The sequence below is a fragment of the Alkalihalophilus sp. As8PL genome, from assembly GCF_040939795.1.
GTDB classification, from domain to species: Bacteria; Bacillota; Bacilli; order Bacillales; family Bacillaceae_D; genus Alkalihalophilus; species Alkalihalophilus lindianensis.
The window spans coordinates 1,084,107-1,100,284 of the sequence record NZ_CP162551.1; the positions used below are offsets into that span (position 1 = coordinate 1,084,107).

At 38.2% G+C, this 16,178-nt stretch carries 15 protein-coding genes; 6 read left to right on the plus strand and 9 right to left on the minus strand.

The window, feature by feature from the left end; all coding sequences use genetic code 11:
* Positions 1-13 precede the first annotated feature (13 nt).
* A complete protein-coding gene (locus AB3N04_RS07080; RefSeq protein ID WP_368505403.1) occupies positions 14-337 on the minus strand; it encodes a hypothetical protein in 324 nt (107 codons plus the stop codon).
* Positions 338-575: 238 nt separating this feature from the next.
* On the opposite strand from AB3N04_RS07080, the gene AB3N04_RS07085 reads away from it, so the two are divergent.
* The 4 genes from AB3N04_RS07085 to AB3N04_RS07100 all read left to right on the plus strand — a co-directional run bounded on the left by AB3N04_RS07085 (position 576) and on the right by AB3N04_RS07100 (position 3,733).
* Positions 576-1,148: a metalloregulator ArsR/SmtB family transcription factor gene (locus AB3N04_RS07085; protein ID WP_368505404.1), complete on the plus strand. Its 573-nt coding sequence runs from the start codon at positions 576-578 to the stop codon at positions 1,146-1,148.
* Positions 1,149-1,226: 78 nt separating this feature from the next.
* Positions 1,227-2,453 (plus strand): MFS transporter, encoded by a 1,227-nt coding sequence (locus AB3N04_RS07090; RefSeq protein ID WP_368505405.1) that lies wholly within the window; start codon positions 1,227-1,229, stop codon positions 2,451-2,453.
* 94 nt (positions 2,454-2,547) lie between these two features.
* Positions 2,548-2,928 carry an SET domain-containing protein gene (locus AB3N04_RS07095; protein WP_317123158.1) on the plus strand — a complete coding sequence of 127 codons (381 nt, stop codon included), beginning with the start codon at positions 2,548-2,550 and terminating at the stop codon, positions 2,926-2,928.
* A gap of 226 nt (positions 2,929-3,154) precedes the next feature.
* Positions 3,155-3,733, plus strand: coding sequence for a LytS/YhcK type 5TM receptor domain-containing protein (locus AB3N04_RS07100; protein ID WP_368505406.1), 579 nt, complete (start codon positions 3,155-3,157; stop codon positions 3,731-3,733).
* A 45-nt stretch (positions 3,734-3,778) separates the two neighbouring features.
* On the opposite strand, the gene AB3N04_RS07105 is transcribed toward AB3N04_RS07100, so the two are convergent.
* The gene (locus tag AB3N04_RS07105) at positions 3,779-4,510 is read right to left on the minus strand and encodes a hypothetical protein (protein ID WP_368505407.1); all 732 of its coding nucleotides are present in this window, start codon (positions 4,508-4,510) and stop codon (positions 3,779-3,781) included.
* 312 nt (positions 4,511-4,822) lie between these two features.
* Between AB3N04_RS07105 and AB3N04_RS07110 the strand changes: the two genes are divergently transcribed.
* The gene (locus tag AB3N04_RS07110; RefSeq protein ID WP_368505408.1) at positions 4,823-5,956 is read left to right on the plus strand and encodes a S8 family peptidase; all 1,134 of its coding nucleotides are present in this window, start codon (positions 4,823-4,825) and stop codon (positions 5,954-5,956) included.
* Positions 5,957-6,006: 50 nt separating this feature from the next.
* Here AB3N04_RS07110 and AB3N04_RS07115 read toward each other — a convergent pair whose 3' ends face one another.
* From AB3N04_RS07115 to AB3N04_RS07130, 4 genes are all read right to left on the minus strand, one after another.
* Positions 6,007-7,104 carry a nicotinate phosphoribosyltransferase gene (locus tag AB3N04_RS07115; RefSeq protein ID WP_368505409.1) on the minus strand — a complete coding sequence of 366 codons (1,098 nt, stop codon included), beginning with the start codon at positions 7,102-7,104 and terminating at the stop codon, positions 6,007-6,009.
* A gap of 271 nt (positions 7,105-7,375) precedes the next feature.
* Complete coding sequence (locus AB3N04_RS07120) at positions 7,376-8,512, minus strand: Ger(x)C family spore germination protein (RefSeq protein ID WP_368505410.1); 1,137 nt, start codon at positions 8,510-8,512, stop codon at positions 7,376-7,378.
* A 40-nt stretch (positions 8,513-8,552) separates the two neighbouring features.
* Entirely contained in the window at positions 8,553-10,037 is a 1,485-nt protein-coding gene (locus AB3N04_RS07125) for a spore germination protein (RefSeq protein ID WP_368505411.1), read from the minus strand.
* On the minus strand, positions 10,024-11,130 hold the full coding sequence (locus AB3N04_RS07130) for an endospore germination permease (RefSeq protein WP_368505412.1): 1,107 nt from the start codon (positions 11,128-11,130) through the stop codon (positions 10,024-10,026). The genes AB3N04_RS07125 and AB3N04_RS07130 overlap by 14 nt, the downstream gene beginning before the upstream one ends.
* A 359-nt stretch (positions 11,131-11,489) precedes the next feature.
* Between AB3N04_RS07130 and AB3N04_RS07135 the strand changes: the two genes are divergently transcribed.
* Entirely contained in the window at positions 11,490-11,699 is a 210-nt protein-coding gene (locus AB3N04_RS07135) for a hypothetical protein (RefSeq protein WP_368505413.1), read from the plus strand.
* A gap of 75 nt (positions 11,700-11,774) precedes the next feature.
* Here the strand turns inward: AB3N04_RS07135 and AB3N04_RS07140 are convergent, their stop codons facing one another.
* The 3 genes from AB3N04_RS07140 to AB3N04_RS07150 all read right to left on the minus strand — a co-directional run bounded on the left by AB3N04_RS07140 (position 11,775) and on the right by AB3N04_RS07150 (position 16,035).
* A complete protein-coding gene (locus AB3N04_RS07140; protein ID WP_368505414.1) occupies positions 11,775-12,245 on the minus strand; it encodes a DinB family protein in 471 nt (156 codons plus the stop codon).
* A 313-nt stretch (positions 12,246-12,558) separates the two neighbouring features.
* Positions 12,559-13,605: a DUF2332 domain-containing protein gene (locus AB3N04_RS07145; protein WP_368505415.1), complete on the minus strand. Its 1,047-nt coding sequence runs from the start codon at positions 13,603-13,605 to the stop codon at positions 12,559-12,561.
* A 114-nt stretch (positions 13,606-13,719) separates the two neighbouring features.
* On the minus strand, positions 13,720-16,035 hold the full coding sequence (locus AB3N04_RS07150) for an NlpC/P60 family protein (RefSeq protein WP_368505416.1): 2,316 nt from the start codon (positions 16,033-16,035) through the stop codon (positions 13,720-13,722).
* Positions 16,036-16,178: the final 143 nt, after the last annotated feature.

The following is a 16,178-nucleotide window of genomic DNA, read 5'->3' on the forward strand; positions in this document are numbered from 1 at the left end:
GTTCTCACACCTTTTAAAGATCATCATCTTCTATGTAGTTTCCTTTTGAATGGACCTTATCTTCACTCACTTCATATCCCCTCTGACGAATTCTTCCTTTTCCGTCAACATGATAATTGTAAATAAAACCAGGTTCATCTTCAAATGTCACTCTCAAATGATATGGATGATATTGTGGATAGGTCCGATGGTCAATCGCTCCTATATCCCAGTTTTCACTAGGATAACGATTTTCTAGATAATTGTCTAATAGCAGGGTTCGTTTCCCGATTTGCCAGTCTATCCAATGTGGCCTCGCCAAAAAGAATGTTATTGAAAAGATAAATATCACAAGCACTGCTATGAATCCAATTCATTTCCATTTATAAGGGAGAAATAGTGAAATTAAGAGTATACCAAAGACCACCACCCCTGCTATTCCATATTCTAGAATTGTTAGAGGATGCATTCGATCACCTACTTCCTTTCTACTTAATTCGCCGTATAACATATCATCCCTTTTGTTATTTGCCTATTGCCATATCCTTCTAATTAGATTATTATCTAATTAGATAAACATTAAAGGAGCTTTTGCCGTGCAATTAAATCGATTAGTGAACTTCCACAAAACACTTGGGGATAAAACACGTATCCAAATCATTGCTCTCTTAAGAGATGGACCTCTTCATGGGCAAGCGATCGCCGGGAAGCTAGGCTTAACCCCCCCTACAATCTCTCATCATCTAACGAAACTAAGAGACATTGCCATCGTCTATCAACGTCGGGAAAAGAACACCATTTATTTTCATTTAGATGAAAAAAAGCTTGAATCAATGGCCGGAGCCATCACTCGTCTTGGAGGTGAGAAGGAAATGGATCCTTTTAAAGTAGAAGATACTGAGAAGTACAAAGTCATTCAGAATTTTTTTGATCAGGCAGGCCGCTTAAAAACGATTCCTGCACAGCGAAAGAAAAAGCTTATCATCCTCGAGCATCTTGCAAGCAAACTGAAGGTTGGGACGACCTATAGTGAGAAAGAAATCAATGAATTCATTAAGCAATACCATGAAGATTTCGCAACGATTCGCCGCGAATTTGTAATGTGTCAGTTTATGCACAGAGATAAAGGACTGTACCAATTGAATCCAGAAGAAATGTGGCTTGTGTGATGAGCTGCTTTTCTTTTCTTACACTAATTAGATATATATCTAATTAACTTGCATTTATCAAAGAAAGTTGGTGAGGTAATGACCAAGTGGAGTGTTTGGAAAGAAGAAAGAGAGTATCGGAAACTCTTCCTAGCCGGAGTGGTGAACGGGGTTGGAAATCGCTTTACTCAAGTTGCAGCTTTAACCCTCCTTTATCAAGTGACTGGCTCAGGAGCGGCCATTGGACTGTTATTTCTAATTCGAATGATTCCTTTTTTACTAATTGCCCCTTTGGGCGGAATTCTCGCTGATAAATTTCAAAAAAAAGCACTGCTTGTTGGTATCGACCTCTGCCGTATACCATTTGCCCTTACACCGTTACTTGTTAACGAGCCTGGAGAATTGTGGATTGTTTATGTAAGCGCCTTTCTATTAGCTAGTGGAGAAGCATTGTATGCGCCTACACGAATGTCCTCTATACCGATATTGGTTCAACAAGAGAAGTTACTATACGTAAATGCCATTGAACAAATCATGGTCGGTATCGTGCTTATTGTGGGATCTACTGCTGGCGGGATGGTTGCTTACCTTTTCGGTTTAGAGATTGCGTTTTCCCTTAATGCTTTATCATTTTTATTGTCTGCTTATTTCTTACGGACAATCACTTTTACTAAGGATTCTTATTCATCGATTCAATCAAACCCCCCCACTACGAAACGCCCTTCCATTCATTGGATTGTAAGTTCATTTGCCGTAATGACCTTCCTATTGATCGAATGTACGATGCCCCTAGCCAATGGAATTGATAATGTCCTCCTGAGTGTATATGCACTTGATGTATTTGATAAAGGAGAGCTTGGAGTGGGGTTAATTTATGGATTTCTTGGATTAGGCTTTGTTTTTAGTTCCTTACTCTCTCCTTTCTTGAACAAAAATTTACTCGCATTCATTGTTTCTTTTATTGCTTTAGAAGGGGTTGGTCATCTATTTTTAAGTGTCGCTCCTACCTTTGCTTTAGCACTCTTATCTGTGTTGTTTATCACATTTGTCGGTGGTATTAGTAATATCTGTCTTAGCACCATCATGATGAAAGTAATACCAAAACCAAGACAAGGTATGTTCTTTGGTCTAACAACAATGATTTCAAATACAACTCTTGGAGTCACTATGGGGATTGGCGGCTTACTTGTGGAAGCTTTTGAACCGAGAATGTTAAGTTTAGCCGTTGGTATAGGGTACCTATTTCTCACCTTTATATATGCACTAGCTTTTTTCAAGCTTAATCTCAAGCGAGAGAAGAGAACATTAGCAAAGTCCGTACGTTAAATAACAATCATTTGACAGTTGCTTTCTTCATCAACAACTGTCAAGCTTAGAGAGATGCATTTTTGCAACTTTAGAGACCCGGAAGGTGACGTAAATGATTAAAGTTATGACCTCCCCGATTAGTGAGGGAGAATTTAATAGAGGGGTTTTCGCAACAGAAGATATTCCCAAAGGAACATTGATTCATGAAGCTCCCGTAGTACCTTATCCAAATGTCGAGCATATTTTAATCCAAGAAACTGCCTTAGCGGATTATGTGTATGAATATGGAAAAAACCATTCAGCTGTTGTGCTTGGGTATGGGATGTTATTTAATCATTCGTTCACTCCAAATGCTACGTATGATATTAACTTTGACCAACATACATTTGATTACTATGCGTACCGTGATATTAAAGCCGGTGAAGAAATATTTATCAATTATAACGGTGAGGTTGATGATGAAACACCACTTTGGTTCATGAAAGATAAGTAATCAACACTAAAACATGAAGCTCTCTTTAAAGTGAGCTTCATGTTTTTTAGTGTTCTTTAAGTAGACGTTTGAAACGTCCCTCTAAGCGGTAATTTATACATAAGCCTTTCTCTCGGAAGAAGGTCTTAATAGTAATATAGCTTTTTCACCTATATTTCTCTAACTTATGCTAAAATGAGTGAGATTTACTTTCGAAATGTTCGATTGAAAAGGTGCGAAAGGAACGATGAAAATGATCGAAACTCTATTAGCTAACATTCTCTTTTTGCTATTCGGGATGTTTATTTATCTCCTTATAATCGAATACAAAAAGACTACAATGGGAAATCAGGCCCTGTTAGTGTTGGTAGCTGCTAGCATCTTACTATTATGTATGACCTTACCCATTCCAATCGGTAACGGATTTATTTTTGATTTGAGATACATTCCTTTTATTATTGCCTCGTTATATGGTGGTTTTTTCGTTGCTATTCCACTATATCTTGTCTTAAATGTCTATCGATTTATCATCGGCGGTCCTGGCTTTATGCCCTCGTTATTACTATCAAGCTTAGCACTAGTCACGATCCCTTTTTTACACACGAGCTTTCTCGCTCTCAAATCGATTAAAAAGGTGATATTCGCAACAGTTATAGCCTTTCTTCACGTATTCTTCTACCTCTCATCATTAAGCTTTTTCTTTAGCTCCCTTACTCGAGAGTTTTATCAAACAGCTGCTCTAGTGACTGCATTACAAACGTTTGGTACTGGCTTTGTTATGACCTTGCTCGTATTTTTTCTGAATGCACGTGATAACTCATCTTAAAAAGAAGCACCCATTAAATGCGATGAGTGCTTCTCGTAAGCCCTACTAGTTGATTTCACTCCTATTTATCTTACCGTTTATGATGTATAAACTTACCCACGCCAACCATACGAGCCATAAAACCCCCACGACTTCGTTAACTTCATGCATCACTTGAGAGCCTTGCATGAGAAAAAACCATGACACACTATAGCCCCCTATATGAAGAAATCCTACAGTCATCCCAAATACACCAAATACTTTCATCTTAAAATCTCTAGCAATTTTTTTTGAATGAATAAGTAACCACGTGGCAAGAGATAGATTAGCTAGAATGTAAATACTCACGGAGAATCCGCCTTGCAACATCGTCCAATCATAAATGAGTGTCGCAAAAGCTTGCGCAGATGCATCATTATTAGATACGAACAACTGAAATGCATATTCAACCGTTACTGCCTGTAGCATTAAAGATAAGCTATAGAGCGTAAACCCTACCACTCCCGCCACTAATGCAAGCATGTTTAGTAGGTCGAATGCTGAATCTCTTTTTAGGATATAAAAGATTCCAACTGGTAAAACAATTGATAAAAGCATCATCAATGATTTACTCCCATGATCAAATCCTAGCAAACCTCTATGCTCACTATAATAAAGGATTCCTAGTTCCGCTAATGACTGACCGTCTTCTAATAGAGGAGCGGGATAGATCAAGTAATGAGATAGATTGTAAACGATCCACCCCACAATAAACAAAACATGTAAAATCCCTACCCAGCCAATCCATTTTACTGACATATGACCCACATCCTACTGATTTATCTACAACATATAACCTCTCAATTCTACCACATATTTCTAATTAATAGAGCTTCCTCACCCACTTCCAAATTACTTCCTATTAGTATGTTTATATAAAAATTTATTGAATATTTCCAATTTTAAACTTATTCTTAAATTAAATAGAAAGAATTTTCTTTCGATATACCCGACCTCTTAGATTGCACACCAAGCTTCATTAAAACAGACTATTCGATTTCTGAAAGGAGGCTTTGCACTTAGTGAATGGTATGTAACAAACAAAATCTATTACTATTGGAGGCTACCTATTTGAGACGATTATTTTTAGCTGTATTACTTGTAATCTTGATGGCAGTACCGGGACAAGCTGTATTAGCAGGAAATGCGAACGCAGAGGTAAAAGATTATTTAGTTCAATTTAATGGTGCAGCACAGAAAGGGTTAGTCCAAGCATTTGGTATTGATAATAAAGATATTATTCATGAATATGACCTCCTTCCGGTCATGCATTTGAATTTAACAGAAAATCAAGCTCGCGGCCTGCAAAATCATCCTCATGTTCAAATGGTTGAGGAAAATGCTGAGGTAACTAAATTAGCTCAAACGACTCCGTGGGGCATTCCTCGTGTACAAGGGACTGCTGCACAAGATGCAGGCTTCACAGGAAATGGTGTAAAGGTAGCGATTCTTGACACGGGAATCGACCGCAATCATCCTGATCTATCAGCCAACGTAAAAGGCGGACATTCTGTTTTTACTGATTCAGCCAACTCTGATCCATTTTTTGATGGTGATGGCCATGGCACACATGTCGCTGGTACTGTTGCGGCAGTGAATAATGATATTGGTGTTATTGGTGTCGCAAGCGAAGCTTCTCTCTATGCGGTAAAAGTATTAAACAATTCTGGTAGTGGTTCATATGCGGGAATTGCCGAGGGAATCGAGTGGGCAATCAATAATGATATCGATATCATTAATATGAGCCTTGGTGGCTCGCAAAGTTCTGCTATTTTAAAAGAGTTTAGTGATCTAGCATATGCTGAGGGAGTGCTTGTTGTTGCTGCGGCTGGAAACAGTGGAACACGCAGTGGTAAAAATGATACAGTCGGCTACCCTGCTAAATATGATTCAGTAATCGCAGTAGCTGCGACGGATCAAAACAACCAACGTGCAACATTCTCAAGCACAGGTCCAGCAGTTGAGATCTCAGCTCCTGGAGTAGGAATTCTTAGCACGACTCCAAATAACAATTATGCATCTTTTAACGGAACATCGATGGCTTCTCCACATGTGGCAGGAGTTGCAGCACAAGTATGGCAAGCTAAGCCACATTTATCCAATGTGGAACTTCGCAACCTTTTGAATGATACAGCAGTTAACCTTGGTACCTCTACTCAATATGGAAACGGGTTAGTACAATCCTTAGCTGCGATTCAACAATAGCATAAAAAAGCGTGGACCCTAGTGGCCACGCTTTTTTATACGTATCTTTACTAAGAATGAATGTTTACTTTCTCCATTCGTGGATTCGGGTTATATCGTCTGCCTGCTTTCGCTTCTGGTTCATCATCTAGCATCACATTATCCCCTGTAAAGCCAATCGTGAGCTTTAAGAGGCTCCCGCCAACACCGTATACATCTACGGGCGTATCATTTTTTTCGAATTCTTTAATGCGATCAGCAGAGAAACCACCACTAACGACAATTTGCACGTGATGATAGCCTTCTTCATTTAATGCTTCTCGTAATGCTTTAACAAGTGAGATATTTACACCTCGTGGGTCAAAGCTACCTAAAATATGCTGATTACGAATGAAGTATTGATCAATCATCGTTCTTGATGTATCAATCCGTACACCTTTTAGTGTCTCACCAAATTCACGTGCAACCTTTAAGGAATCAGTAATTACATCATTATTATAATCTACAAGTGCAATCAGATCATCTTCTGGATACGTGGCATGATAAGCCTTCGAAGCTTCCACGACATCTCCATTAAACAATTGAATTAATGCATGAGGCATCGTTCCAAGACCTTTTTCGCCCCACCACTCATTCATCGCATGTGTCGCTTGAGCAGACATTCCCCCTGTAAAGGCAGCATATCCATCTCCAGCTTGATTGCTAAAGTGATCATCACGGTCGCCCATGAAAATAACGCGCTTATGCTTGGCCGCTGATACAACTCGATAAACATTAGTTGCGACACTCGTTCGCCTTGCTAAAATGCCGTCAATAATGCCTTCTAGGTAGCCAAATTTATGATACGAACCTCGAATGGTTAAGACGGTTTCAAATGGCTTAATTTGATCACCATCATGGAGGGCATGAATTTCTAGCTCATCTGGATCTTCAGCAAACGTATGTAAAAGAGCAATTGACTCATCAATCCCACATAGAACGGCTTCCTCTTTTTGAAAAAACTGCATTGTTACTACTTTGTCAGGCTTGTACTTCTTAGCTATTTCTTTTGTTTTTAAAAAATAGACGGCTGAATACCATCCTTCTTTGATTCGTTTATCAAATTTAAAAGTTCGATTGGTTAGCCTAGAAAGCTCACCTTTCATCTTCATTTCAATTTCTTTTTTCATTGTATGCCCTCCATCTAGTTGGTTGGTTGGCTTGCTTCTATCAATACTCTTTATTTACTCTTTTTTCCTATAGTTTAACCCTATCCTAATAAGGATTTATTCAAAAAAACCACTTTAGGATCTTTTTGAAGCGTGCCAGTAAGCTCTGCTCTTTTCTTTTTGCATGTAGATACTTCTTTTTCGTTGTCTTTCTAACATATTCAACAGAGCATTTTTGAAACCCTTTATTCAAAAAGAAGAACACCCTCAAAAGATTAAAAGTTAATTGTTATCACTGAAAAGGTTTTAATTTATTCTTCCCTGCATTTTGAATACTCACTTTTACATTCACCTCATTTAATAAATCTTCTGTAAGAGGAATCTGACCATCTGTGTTCAACTTTTTCCATAATTGCGGGTCATGTTGATAGAGCTTGTATCCTAAACTATAGACGTCTATAGTTTCAGCTAAGGCTTTTTCATACGTTTTTCTAATTTCATTTTCAATTACTTTAACGGCCTCTTCCTCTAAAAATTGAAGAGAAACAGGTTGCTCCATCTCAATAACCGATCCTCCTATTTCCACATCTATTGTATATTTAGGACTTATTCCATCTGTGACTGGTATAATTTCTACTTTAGGATCTTGCATCATAATGACACTTGCAGGATCCCCTTGATGTTGAATGATAATGGGAGATCGGTTTGTTTTCTCTTGAAGCCACCTGTAACCGACCATGTCTAATCCGAGTAATTTCCCTTTATATTGATGGTTAGAAAATAAAGTAATACCCTCTGGATGGAGGGAATCAAACTCTTTTTCTCCATCAAACCAAACATCTTTCTTAATCGTTATGTGCGGAAGAGCCACTGTCTTACCAGGTTCATTATAATCAGATACAAATCTGTGAAGACGAATGGGTGGAATAAAAGAACTCTGTCGATAGCTATCTATAGGGTTGCCTAGTGTACCCAAAACAGGCGAGCCTTCTAGAATTGGAAAAGTGGTTAGAAGCTCTTTTATTGGACTCTCTGTAGAAAACAACCACACTGTATATCGTGTTTCATTATAGCGTGCAAATAAATCAATCGCCTCATCGATGCCTTGTTTTAACGCTTCCTCACTAAACACGATAACGGCAAGATGCCCCCAGTACATTCGCTGTGAAGTGGAGTGATACAAATTATGAAAGGCTGTGTTTATAGTTTGACCGCTTGCCATCCCAACTTTTGCATCAGCTTTATCTGTTGCACTCCCAGCTTCCTTCGCCATCGTAGCAAAATTTAAAACTTGATTATAAACCTCGTAGTGACCATCTACATAATCGATTCCAATTGCATGAATGTAATACATCCGTTCAATTTCTTTTGCATTGTTGCAAGCTGTAAGCAAAAGAATTATAACGAGCAACATCAAATATTTTTTCATGTTATCCCTTCTCTTTAACCTTTTAGGGTCCGTTACTTTTTTAATCTATTTTTTTCCAGGATGGACGGGTCGTTCTAGTAACAAGATTTTTCAAGGAGGTCATTGGGAATAGCGGTGTCAGGTATGGAATCCCAAAGGTTCTTAAATTAGCAAGATATACTATGATCATTAAGCCAACAATCATAAATCCAAACATTCCAAAAAAACCTGCCATAATCACCACTCCAAAACGCAATATGCTTATAACCCCAATTAATGATTGGTTCACTAACGTAAAATTGGCTACTAAAGCGGTCGCAATGACAACCACCATCCCGGGGCTCGTTAACCCAGCTCGGATAGCGGCATCCCCGATAATTAATCCCCCAACGACTGTTAAGGTTTGTCCAACAGCTATTGGCAAGCGCGCTCCTGCTTCTCTAAATAACTCAAATAAACCCATCATGATTAATGCTTCTACTGGAGAAGGCAGAGGAACACCAGCTCTGGCGGTCGATAATGTAGCCAGTAAGAGAATTGGAATCTGATCTTGATGAAAGGTAACTAATGCAATCCAAAAGCCTGGTAAAAACACAGCGATTAAAATACCAAATAATCTCAATAAGCGTTCAAAGGTGTTGTAGACAAAAAAATACTCCGAGTCTTCAGCACTCTTTAAAAGAAAGAATAAATTGACAGGACCAACCACTGCAGTAGGATTGCCATCAATAAAGATAGCAAACCTCCCTCTCATTAAAGAGTTAACAACAAAGTCTGGTCTTCCTGTGTAATCAAATATAGGAAAGATATGAAAAGTCCTCGCACTTATTATTTCAGCTAGCTGATTAGAACTAAATAAAGTGTCTACATCTATTTTGCTTATTCGAGTTTGGACTTCCTTTACTATTTCCGGATTAATAATATCGTCTATATATACTAATCCAACTTTCGTTTGAGACCTCGCTCCAATTGTAAATCTCTCATACTTCAAAGAACTGGTTGGAAGTCTTTTCCTAATTAAAGCAATATTAGTTGAGATACTTTCGATAAATCCATCTCGAGGTCCGAGTATGGAAACCTCTGAATTTGTTTCTTCTGTATTCCGTTGGGGAGGTTTGGCAATATTAATTTGATAACATGTATCTAACTTTTCAAAAAAAAGAATCAGCTTTCCTTGAAATACTTCAACAGCTAATTGCTCCTTATTCTCTATAAAAGCAAGAGAGGACATTTTCCATTCTTCTTTCACAATTTCTTTACTTAAATATTCATTGTTTTCAATGAGGTCTTCGAGATGAGGGACAATTTGTTTATTGATGAGTTCTGTATCAGCTAGTCCCGGTGAGTAAACAAATACAACTGTTTCAACATCATTGCTTTTTTCTTTGAATGGTATCGCTTCAATGATCACATCCTCACAACTAGAAAATAAGTGGGTGATCGTCTTGTGATTAATAATTTCTGGTTTAGGTTCAGTTGTATCCTGCTGTGCGCTTACTATGTTCTTAACTCTACTATGCTTTTTAATCAATTTATGAAATCTCATGCGTCCTGGAACCTCCTTTCTTTCTCTTAATAAGCACTAAAAGAGAAAATAACAATGATACAGCTACTATAAAAAAAAGAGTAACTGGTAGAAAGTACGTGGAAAGAATATAATGAAATTGAAAATCATTGTTTGGTAGTTGGGTAAGGATTATCATAGTAATAAAATATCCACCTAATACTTTCACTCGCTTTTTTTGATCAGTAAGGTTAAAGATTTCTGGAATTAGAAACATAAAAAATGAAATACGGATAAAGGCTCCTGTCAGCCATTGATAAATTGATAGAAAATCAACATGTTCTACATATCGACCAATGGAAACCAATGCCCATTCTTCATAAGCCGGAAACCTTTGTCTAGCTGCTTCAACGGGACCAAATTCGACAATGGCCCCTATTAACGGCCCAATGGTCAACCCCATTAATATGACCGTTGTTATAAGAAGAGGAATTAATTTAATTGAGCTATTGATCTTATGTTGGATCAAAAGGATAACGATGATTTCTACGAGTCCAGCAGCTGAAAAGACCATTCCTTTTAGTAAAGAAGCGTCAAACCCTTTTTCTAATACAGGAAAGAGCAGGGAGTAATCCTTGTTAGGCTGATTGGCAAACATTACAAAAAAGCCTAATGTCACAACAATAGGAAGCAGCACACCATTAACAATAGCAATGGTCCTTAAATTTGTAATAGCTGTTAAAAAGCATATGATTGAAAAGATTCCTATAATAAGTAGGTTGGGTGTACCTGGCAAATAAGTAATAATCGTCCATTCAGTCAGTTCAGTAATCGTCACAGTGGACTTTATTAAAAAAAGCAAACTAATTGAGCCAATGAGTAAAAAGGCGATAACTTTTCCTACTTTTTCTTGTAACCATACAAACACATTCTTTTGTTTAGACTTTCTCATGACAAAATAGAGTAAAGGGATCCAGCAAAGAGTAACAAAACCAGCTAGTAAAACAGATACCCAAGCATCTCTTCCGACTGCCTCTATAAGAACAGGAATCACCGTCACGTGATTAAATAGACCAACTGAGGTTATAGTTAACAAAATAACTGCAATTAAGCTTACAGAATCCGAACTTTTCATTGCTCACCTCGTTTTGTTATATTAAGGTTACTTTTTGCTAATCTGGCTAAATTATGTATCCTTGAAATAACTATTAAATAGTACTTTTTAAAAAGCATCTTACAGTTTCGTAAAAGTCCCCTATAGAGGAGACACTATAAAAAAAGTGCTCTCTATAGGGTGCTTTTTTGTATAATAAAAACATCACATTTGAAAGATACGAAGACGAGTTTAAAGAACATTTTGTTTCCGAATTCAATAAGGGAAAGGTCTCAAGACAGATCTTTAAGGAAGCAGGTTTTGACGTTGAAGTTATTGGAATGCAAAGAATAAAATCTGCTTCTGAGCGTTGGTGAGCTACTTATAGAAATGAGGGGATTTTGGGGCTTAAAGACAACAGACAAGATCGTTCTGGAAGAGCGCGAGTAAAAGAGCTTACACTGGAGGAGAAGTATGCAAGGCTAGAAGTAAAAATGAACCTTGTACAGGTAACGCTTTCTAAAAAGATGACTCCTGTACATACAGAAATCATCTTCTTCAAGTTACCTAAGCCTTTTTTTACAATGTCCTTTACAAAGGGTACACTTTAGGTTGGCTAGCCTACTTATTTTGAATGTTTTAGAGCCTTATTCTTTCCAATATGTATGATAATTATCAACCTACTCTTATTCAAAAAGGGAGATTTGAGGGTCTTTCCGGCAGCAATGAACGAGCATCGCATGAAGTTGGCCTCGATGGTGGTACAGATGAGAGACGATCTGAAGAAGCCATTCATATCTTGAATAAGTCGCTCCCCAATACGAAACCACCTTCTCTTGCAACTCTCTATCTGTATACGTCTGATACCTCTTTTCTAAAAATTGATAGTGATTAATAAGCGCCCCTTCTATTTCTTTGATCGTATGAAAAGAATGTTCACTGTAAAACGCTGACATCTCCTCTTCTGTTGCCCCATTACTAATCTTATAGTCTGCCTTAGGGAGGAGGGAGATGTGCTGAAGTAATTCACCAATCGAGTATTTCATGTCTGTTGGGCGACTTTGTAGATCATCGCTATTAAGCTCATGCATAATCGCAATGATCGAATTGATCGCAATCTGAATTTGATGAAGCGCACTTTTACAATATGCATTCATCGAAAGAACCACCATACACTTATAAGGGCAAAAACAATCAAAGCCCAAGCTAACACTTGCCAATAAGCTTTTCTTCTCTCTTTATGCATCTCATTGCCCCTTTATCTAAAATTTCAAACTAATTACTCACTTCAACATCCTCTCGTAAAATCCCTCCTAAAAAAGCACCTTACATGCCGTAAGATGCTTTTCCTTTTTTAGTTGTGGGTTCACAACTGTTTCATTTATCAACTTTATTTAGTTGAATCCTTCTAAATTACAGGAAGCGGTTTCATTTCTTTCATCGAGTTTTTGTAAGTTTTTTCAAAGCCCCTTAAGAGGTTACTTTTGAACTCCGCTTCCAACTAAACCATTCTCCGTGACCATCTGTTTCGGCTACCCTTTCACTCTGGAACGTACCGTTTTGATAGGAATCAAGATGAAGATCGCCATCACTCATATTATTGTACAAGTGGTAAATATCACGTTGTTGACCGATTTCTTCTATTGTTACTTGTAGACGTCGCTTGACCTCTTGTGGCATTTGGTTGGCAACATGAGTATGGAATACACAAATGGCAGCATCATTCGATATGTCAGCCACGATGGATGGGAGCAATTCTACTCCATCTCCTTCTATTAAATGCAATGACTCTTTATTTTCCGCTACACACATTGCTGCAGCATCGAATAAGGCTCTTCTCGTATGTTGCTCAGGCCAAATAAGAGCTTTAAGCCATAGATAATCATCTTCATTTGTTAGGTCATTAATGTGAAGGTCTATCCCATATCGAGCCTCAATTTGTGGACGATCCTTAAGCAACGCCGGTACATTCTCGCCTTTTACTTGTGAATGAATATGGACAGGTGAGTTTAGGTTGCCAAACTCTTCTGTTTCTTCATAGGAATAGCGATAATAATCCCATAATAACTGCAAACCAGCACTCGTACCAATTTCAATTAAAGCAAGTGGACGTTTCTCCTTTTCATAAATTGCCGAAAAACTCGGATACAAATAGCTACATCTTCTTACTTCATTCGTTTGCACCAACTTTGTTTGAAGAAGTGTCTGTATTTGTTCTTTATGGTTCTCACAGAACGTTTTAAAAGGAATGAATGCCTCTTTTGTACGTTTCGGTTGGGCAACTAAGCTCGGGTAATAGTCTGCTAGTACATCCTTCTCTCCACTTAACAAAAGATAATGTACCGCTCCAAAGAGAAGGTTAGGAACTGGCTGGCCAGCTCTTGCATGTGAGCATAGTGTTAATAACGCTTCGTCTTTAGCAATTTCTTTTGATAATGTCTCATATAGTTCACTTCGGCCCGCACATTCTACATTGGCAAAAATAATAAATCGTTTTGAAAGTTGATTAATATCCATACTTGTCCTCCCAGGATGTATAGTCTTCTTTTATACATTCGATTTACTTACCCTAATATCCTTTTTAAAATGAAAAGAAGGAGCTGCCATAGGCAACTCCTTTGTTCATACTTTTTAATATCTTCTAGCTTCAATTAGACGATTAATCCATGCAATATCATCATTCATTTCATATGTGACTACTACATCATTCATCACTGTTGCAAATACTCCTTCTCCTAAATAAATAGCGACAAAATCCGCCCTGCTTCCATCTGGCTCTTCGCTGAAGAACATCACATCTCCTCTTTCTAGTTCTTCAATATGGATCCAATCCCCGCTCGAACGAAGAGTGTGCAGGTTGCCTGATAATTCAATGTTCACAGCTTCTTGATAAACACTTTGAACAAATTCAATAGAAGATCCACTAAATGCTTCTCCGACATATCCCTCTGTTAGGGCTGCGACGGCTTCAAGATTTCCGGTTATTTTCTCATATGTCCTTGCCCCGTAAAACCTCGGAGGCCAATACGAACTCACCGTCAGGTCAACAATAGTTACTCCACTTGCTTGGGTTGCGACAACCATTTGATTATTTCCTATATAGACAGCAGGAATCAGTGATGTTCCTTCAAAGAATAATAAATCTCCTGGCTCTGCCTCACTAAGCGAAATTTCGGTGCCTTCTTGCCATTGCTGGCTGCCATAGCGTGGAAGTTCAAGTTGATATGCCTGTTTATAGATGTATTGGACAAGTCCTCCTGTATCAAATCCTTGATCCGGATGAGCTCCACCTAATTGATACGGGCTTCCAAGTACTTGATAAGCCTCATAAATAGCTGGATTATCGAGGCGAACTGAAAGATCGTCAAAACGTTTAACCCCTGTGAAATGTTCACGCCAGTACGAATTCATATAGGAAATTGTAGTCATCCCTTCTTCACCAGTTGCATGAATCATATAATCGTCCCCTAAATAAATGGCGACATGTGAGATCCCTTCTTGCCATGTGCCTGAAAAATAAAGAGCATCCCCGGGTCTGATATGGTCATCGAGGGTGATTTCTTCTATATTTGTCCCTTCTGGCAGAATGGTTTCTCCTACTTCCCATTGTCTATAGCTGATTCTTGGCAGGTATATTCCTTTTGCTTCTCTAAAGGATGTTTGAATTAAGAAAGAACAATCAAATGCATCTAGTGTGCTCCCAGTCATAAGGTAAGGAGTCCCCATATAATTCATTGCCTCTTGGATGACCGGATTTTCATGACCTACATATGTTTTAGGGTTGGATTTTTTTAAAATTTCTTCGGTGTAACGTACTGCCCCCACATAACGATCTGCATAATAGGTATGAAACTCTAGATGACGTTCCTGCACCCCCTCTGAAGTAGCGGTTATGAACTGATCATCCCCCGTATAGATCCCAGTCAGCCACTCCTCATTATTTAAAAAGAAAACAAGATCCCCTTCTTGAAGTTCATCACGTGCAATTTGAAGACCAGCTTCAAATTGCGGGAATGAAAGCTTTGAGAGCCAGCTCCCGGTTACTTCCCGATAAACATAATAAGCAAATGACCCTGTATTAAAGCCATCTTCTGGATTATCTCCCCTTCTATTATAAGGAGTCCCAATTAAAGAACGAGCTTTCTCCACAATTTCGTTTGACGAAGAAGGTGGAGTGAGACTTTCTTCGGTATAGCGTTTGGCACCAACAAACGCCTTCGACCAGTACTCACTCATGATTAAATTTCGTTCTGTTATTCCCTCACTTGTTACAACCACAAAGCGGCCATTTTCTATATAAATTCCTGACATTAAATAGGTCCCTTGAAAAAAGACCACATCACCAGACTGTAACTGATCTTGATTCACCTCTTCTCCAAGAAGCCATTGATCACTAGCGGCTCTTGGAAGCGCGAACCCTTTTGCTTCATTAAAAACATATTGGACAAACTCTGAGGTTATAAAATCATGTTCATTGACACCAATCATGTCTAAAGCTAGTTTCGCTACAGGCTCCTCTATCGTAATGGAGTCTTTCATATATCGATTAGCTCCGATATAAATACCAGACCAATAACTACTGGTGTCCAGATTCACTTGTGCTATCCCTGAGCTTGTCACAACGACAAAGCGACCATTTTCAATATAAATACCTGACATTAATGAGCTTCCTTGAAAGAAGAGCACATCACCAGCAACTAAATCATCACGTTCAATCTCTATTCCAATTAAACGTTGATCTCGTGCAAAGCGTGGAAGGTCAATATTTCTCGATTCAGCATACACATACTGAACAAATTCCGAAGTGATAAACCCTTGATCATTAGGACCGATCAAGTCTACTGCTAACTGAGCAGCTGGGTCACCGGCTTGCTCGGCTAGGGTTATAGAAGGATAGTAGCTCACCATCCATAACAAGATAAAGGTAAATAATAGATTATTTTTCAACAAAATTCCTCCTTTTTGTAAATCATATTAGCTTCTCTCTCTATTGTCTTTAGTCCATTTTGATCCATTAAAAAAATGAAGCAAAATACTTGAAAGTCAGAAAAGGTCAAAGTATAATAAAATCAATAAAGGTCAAAGTAAGT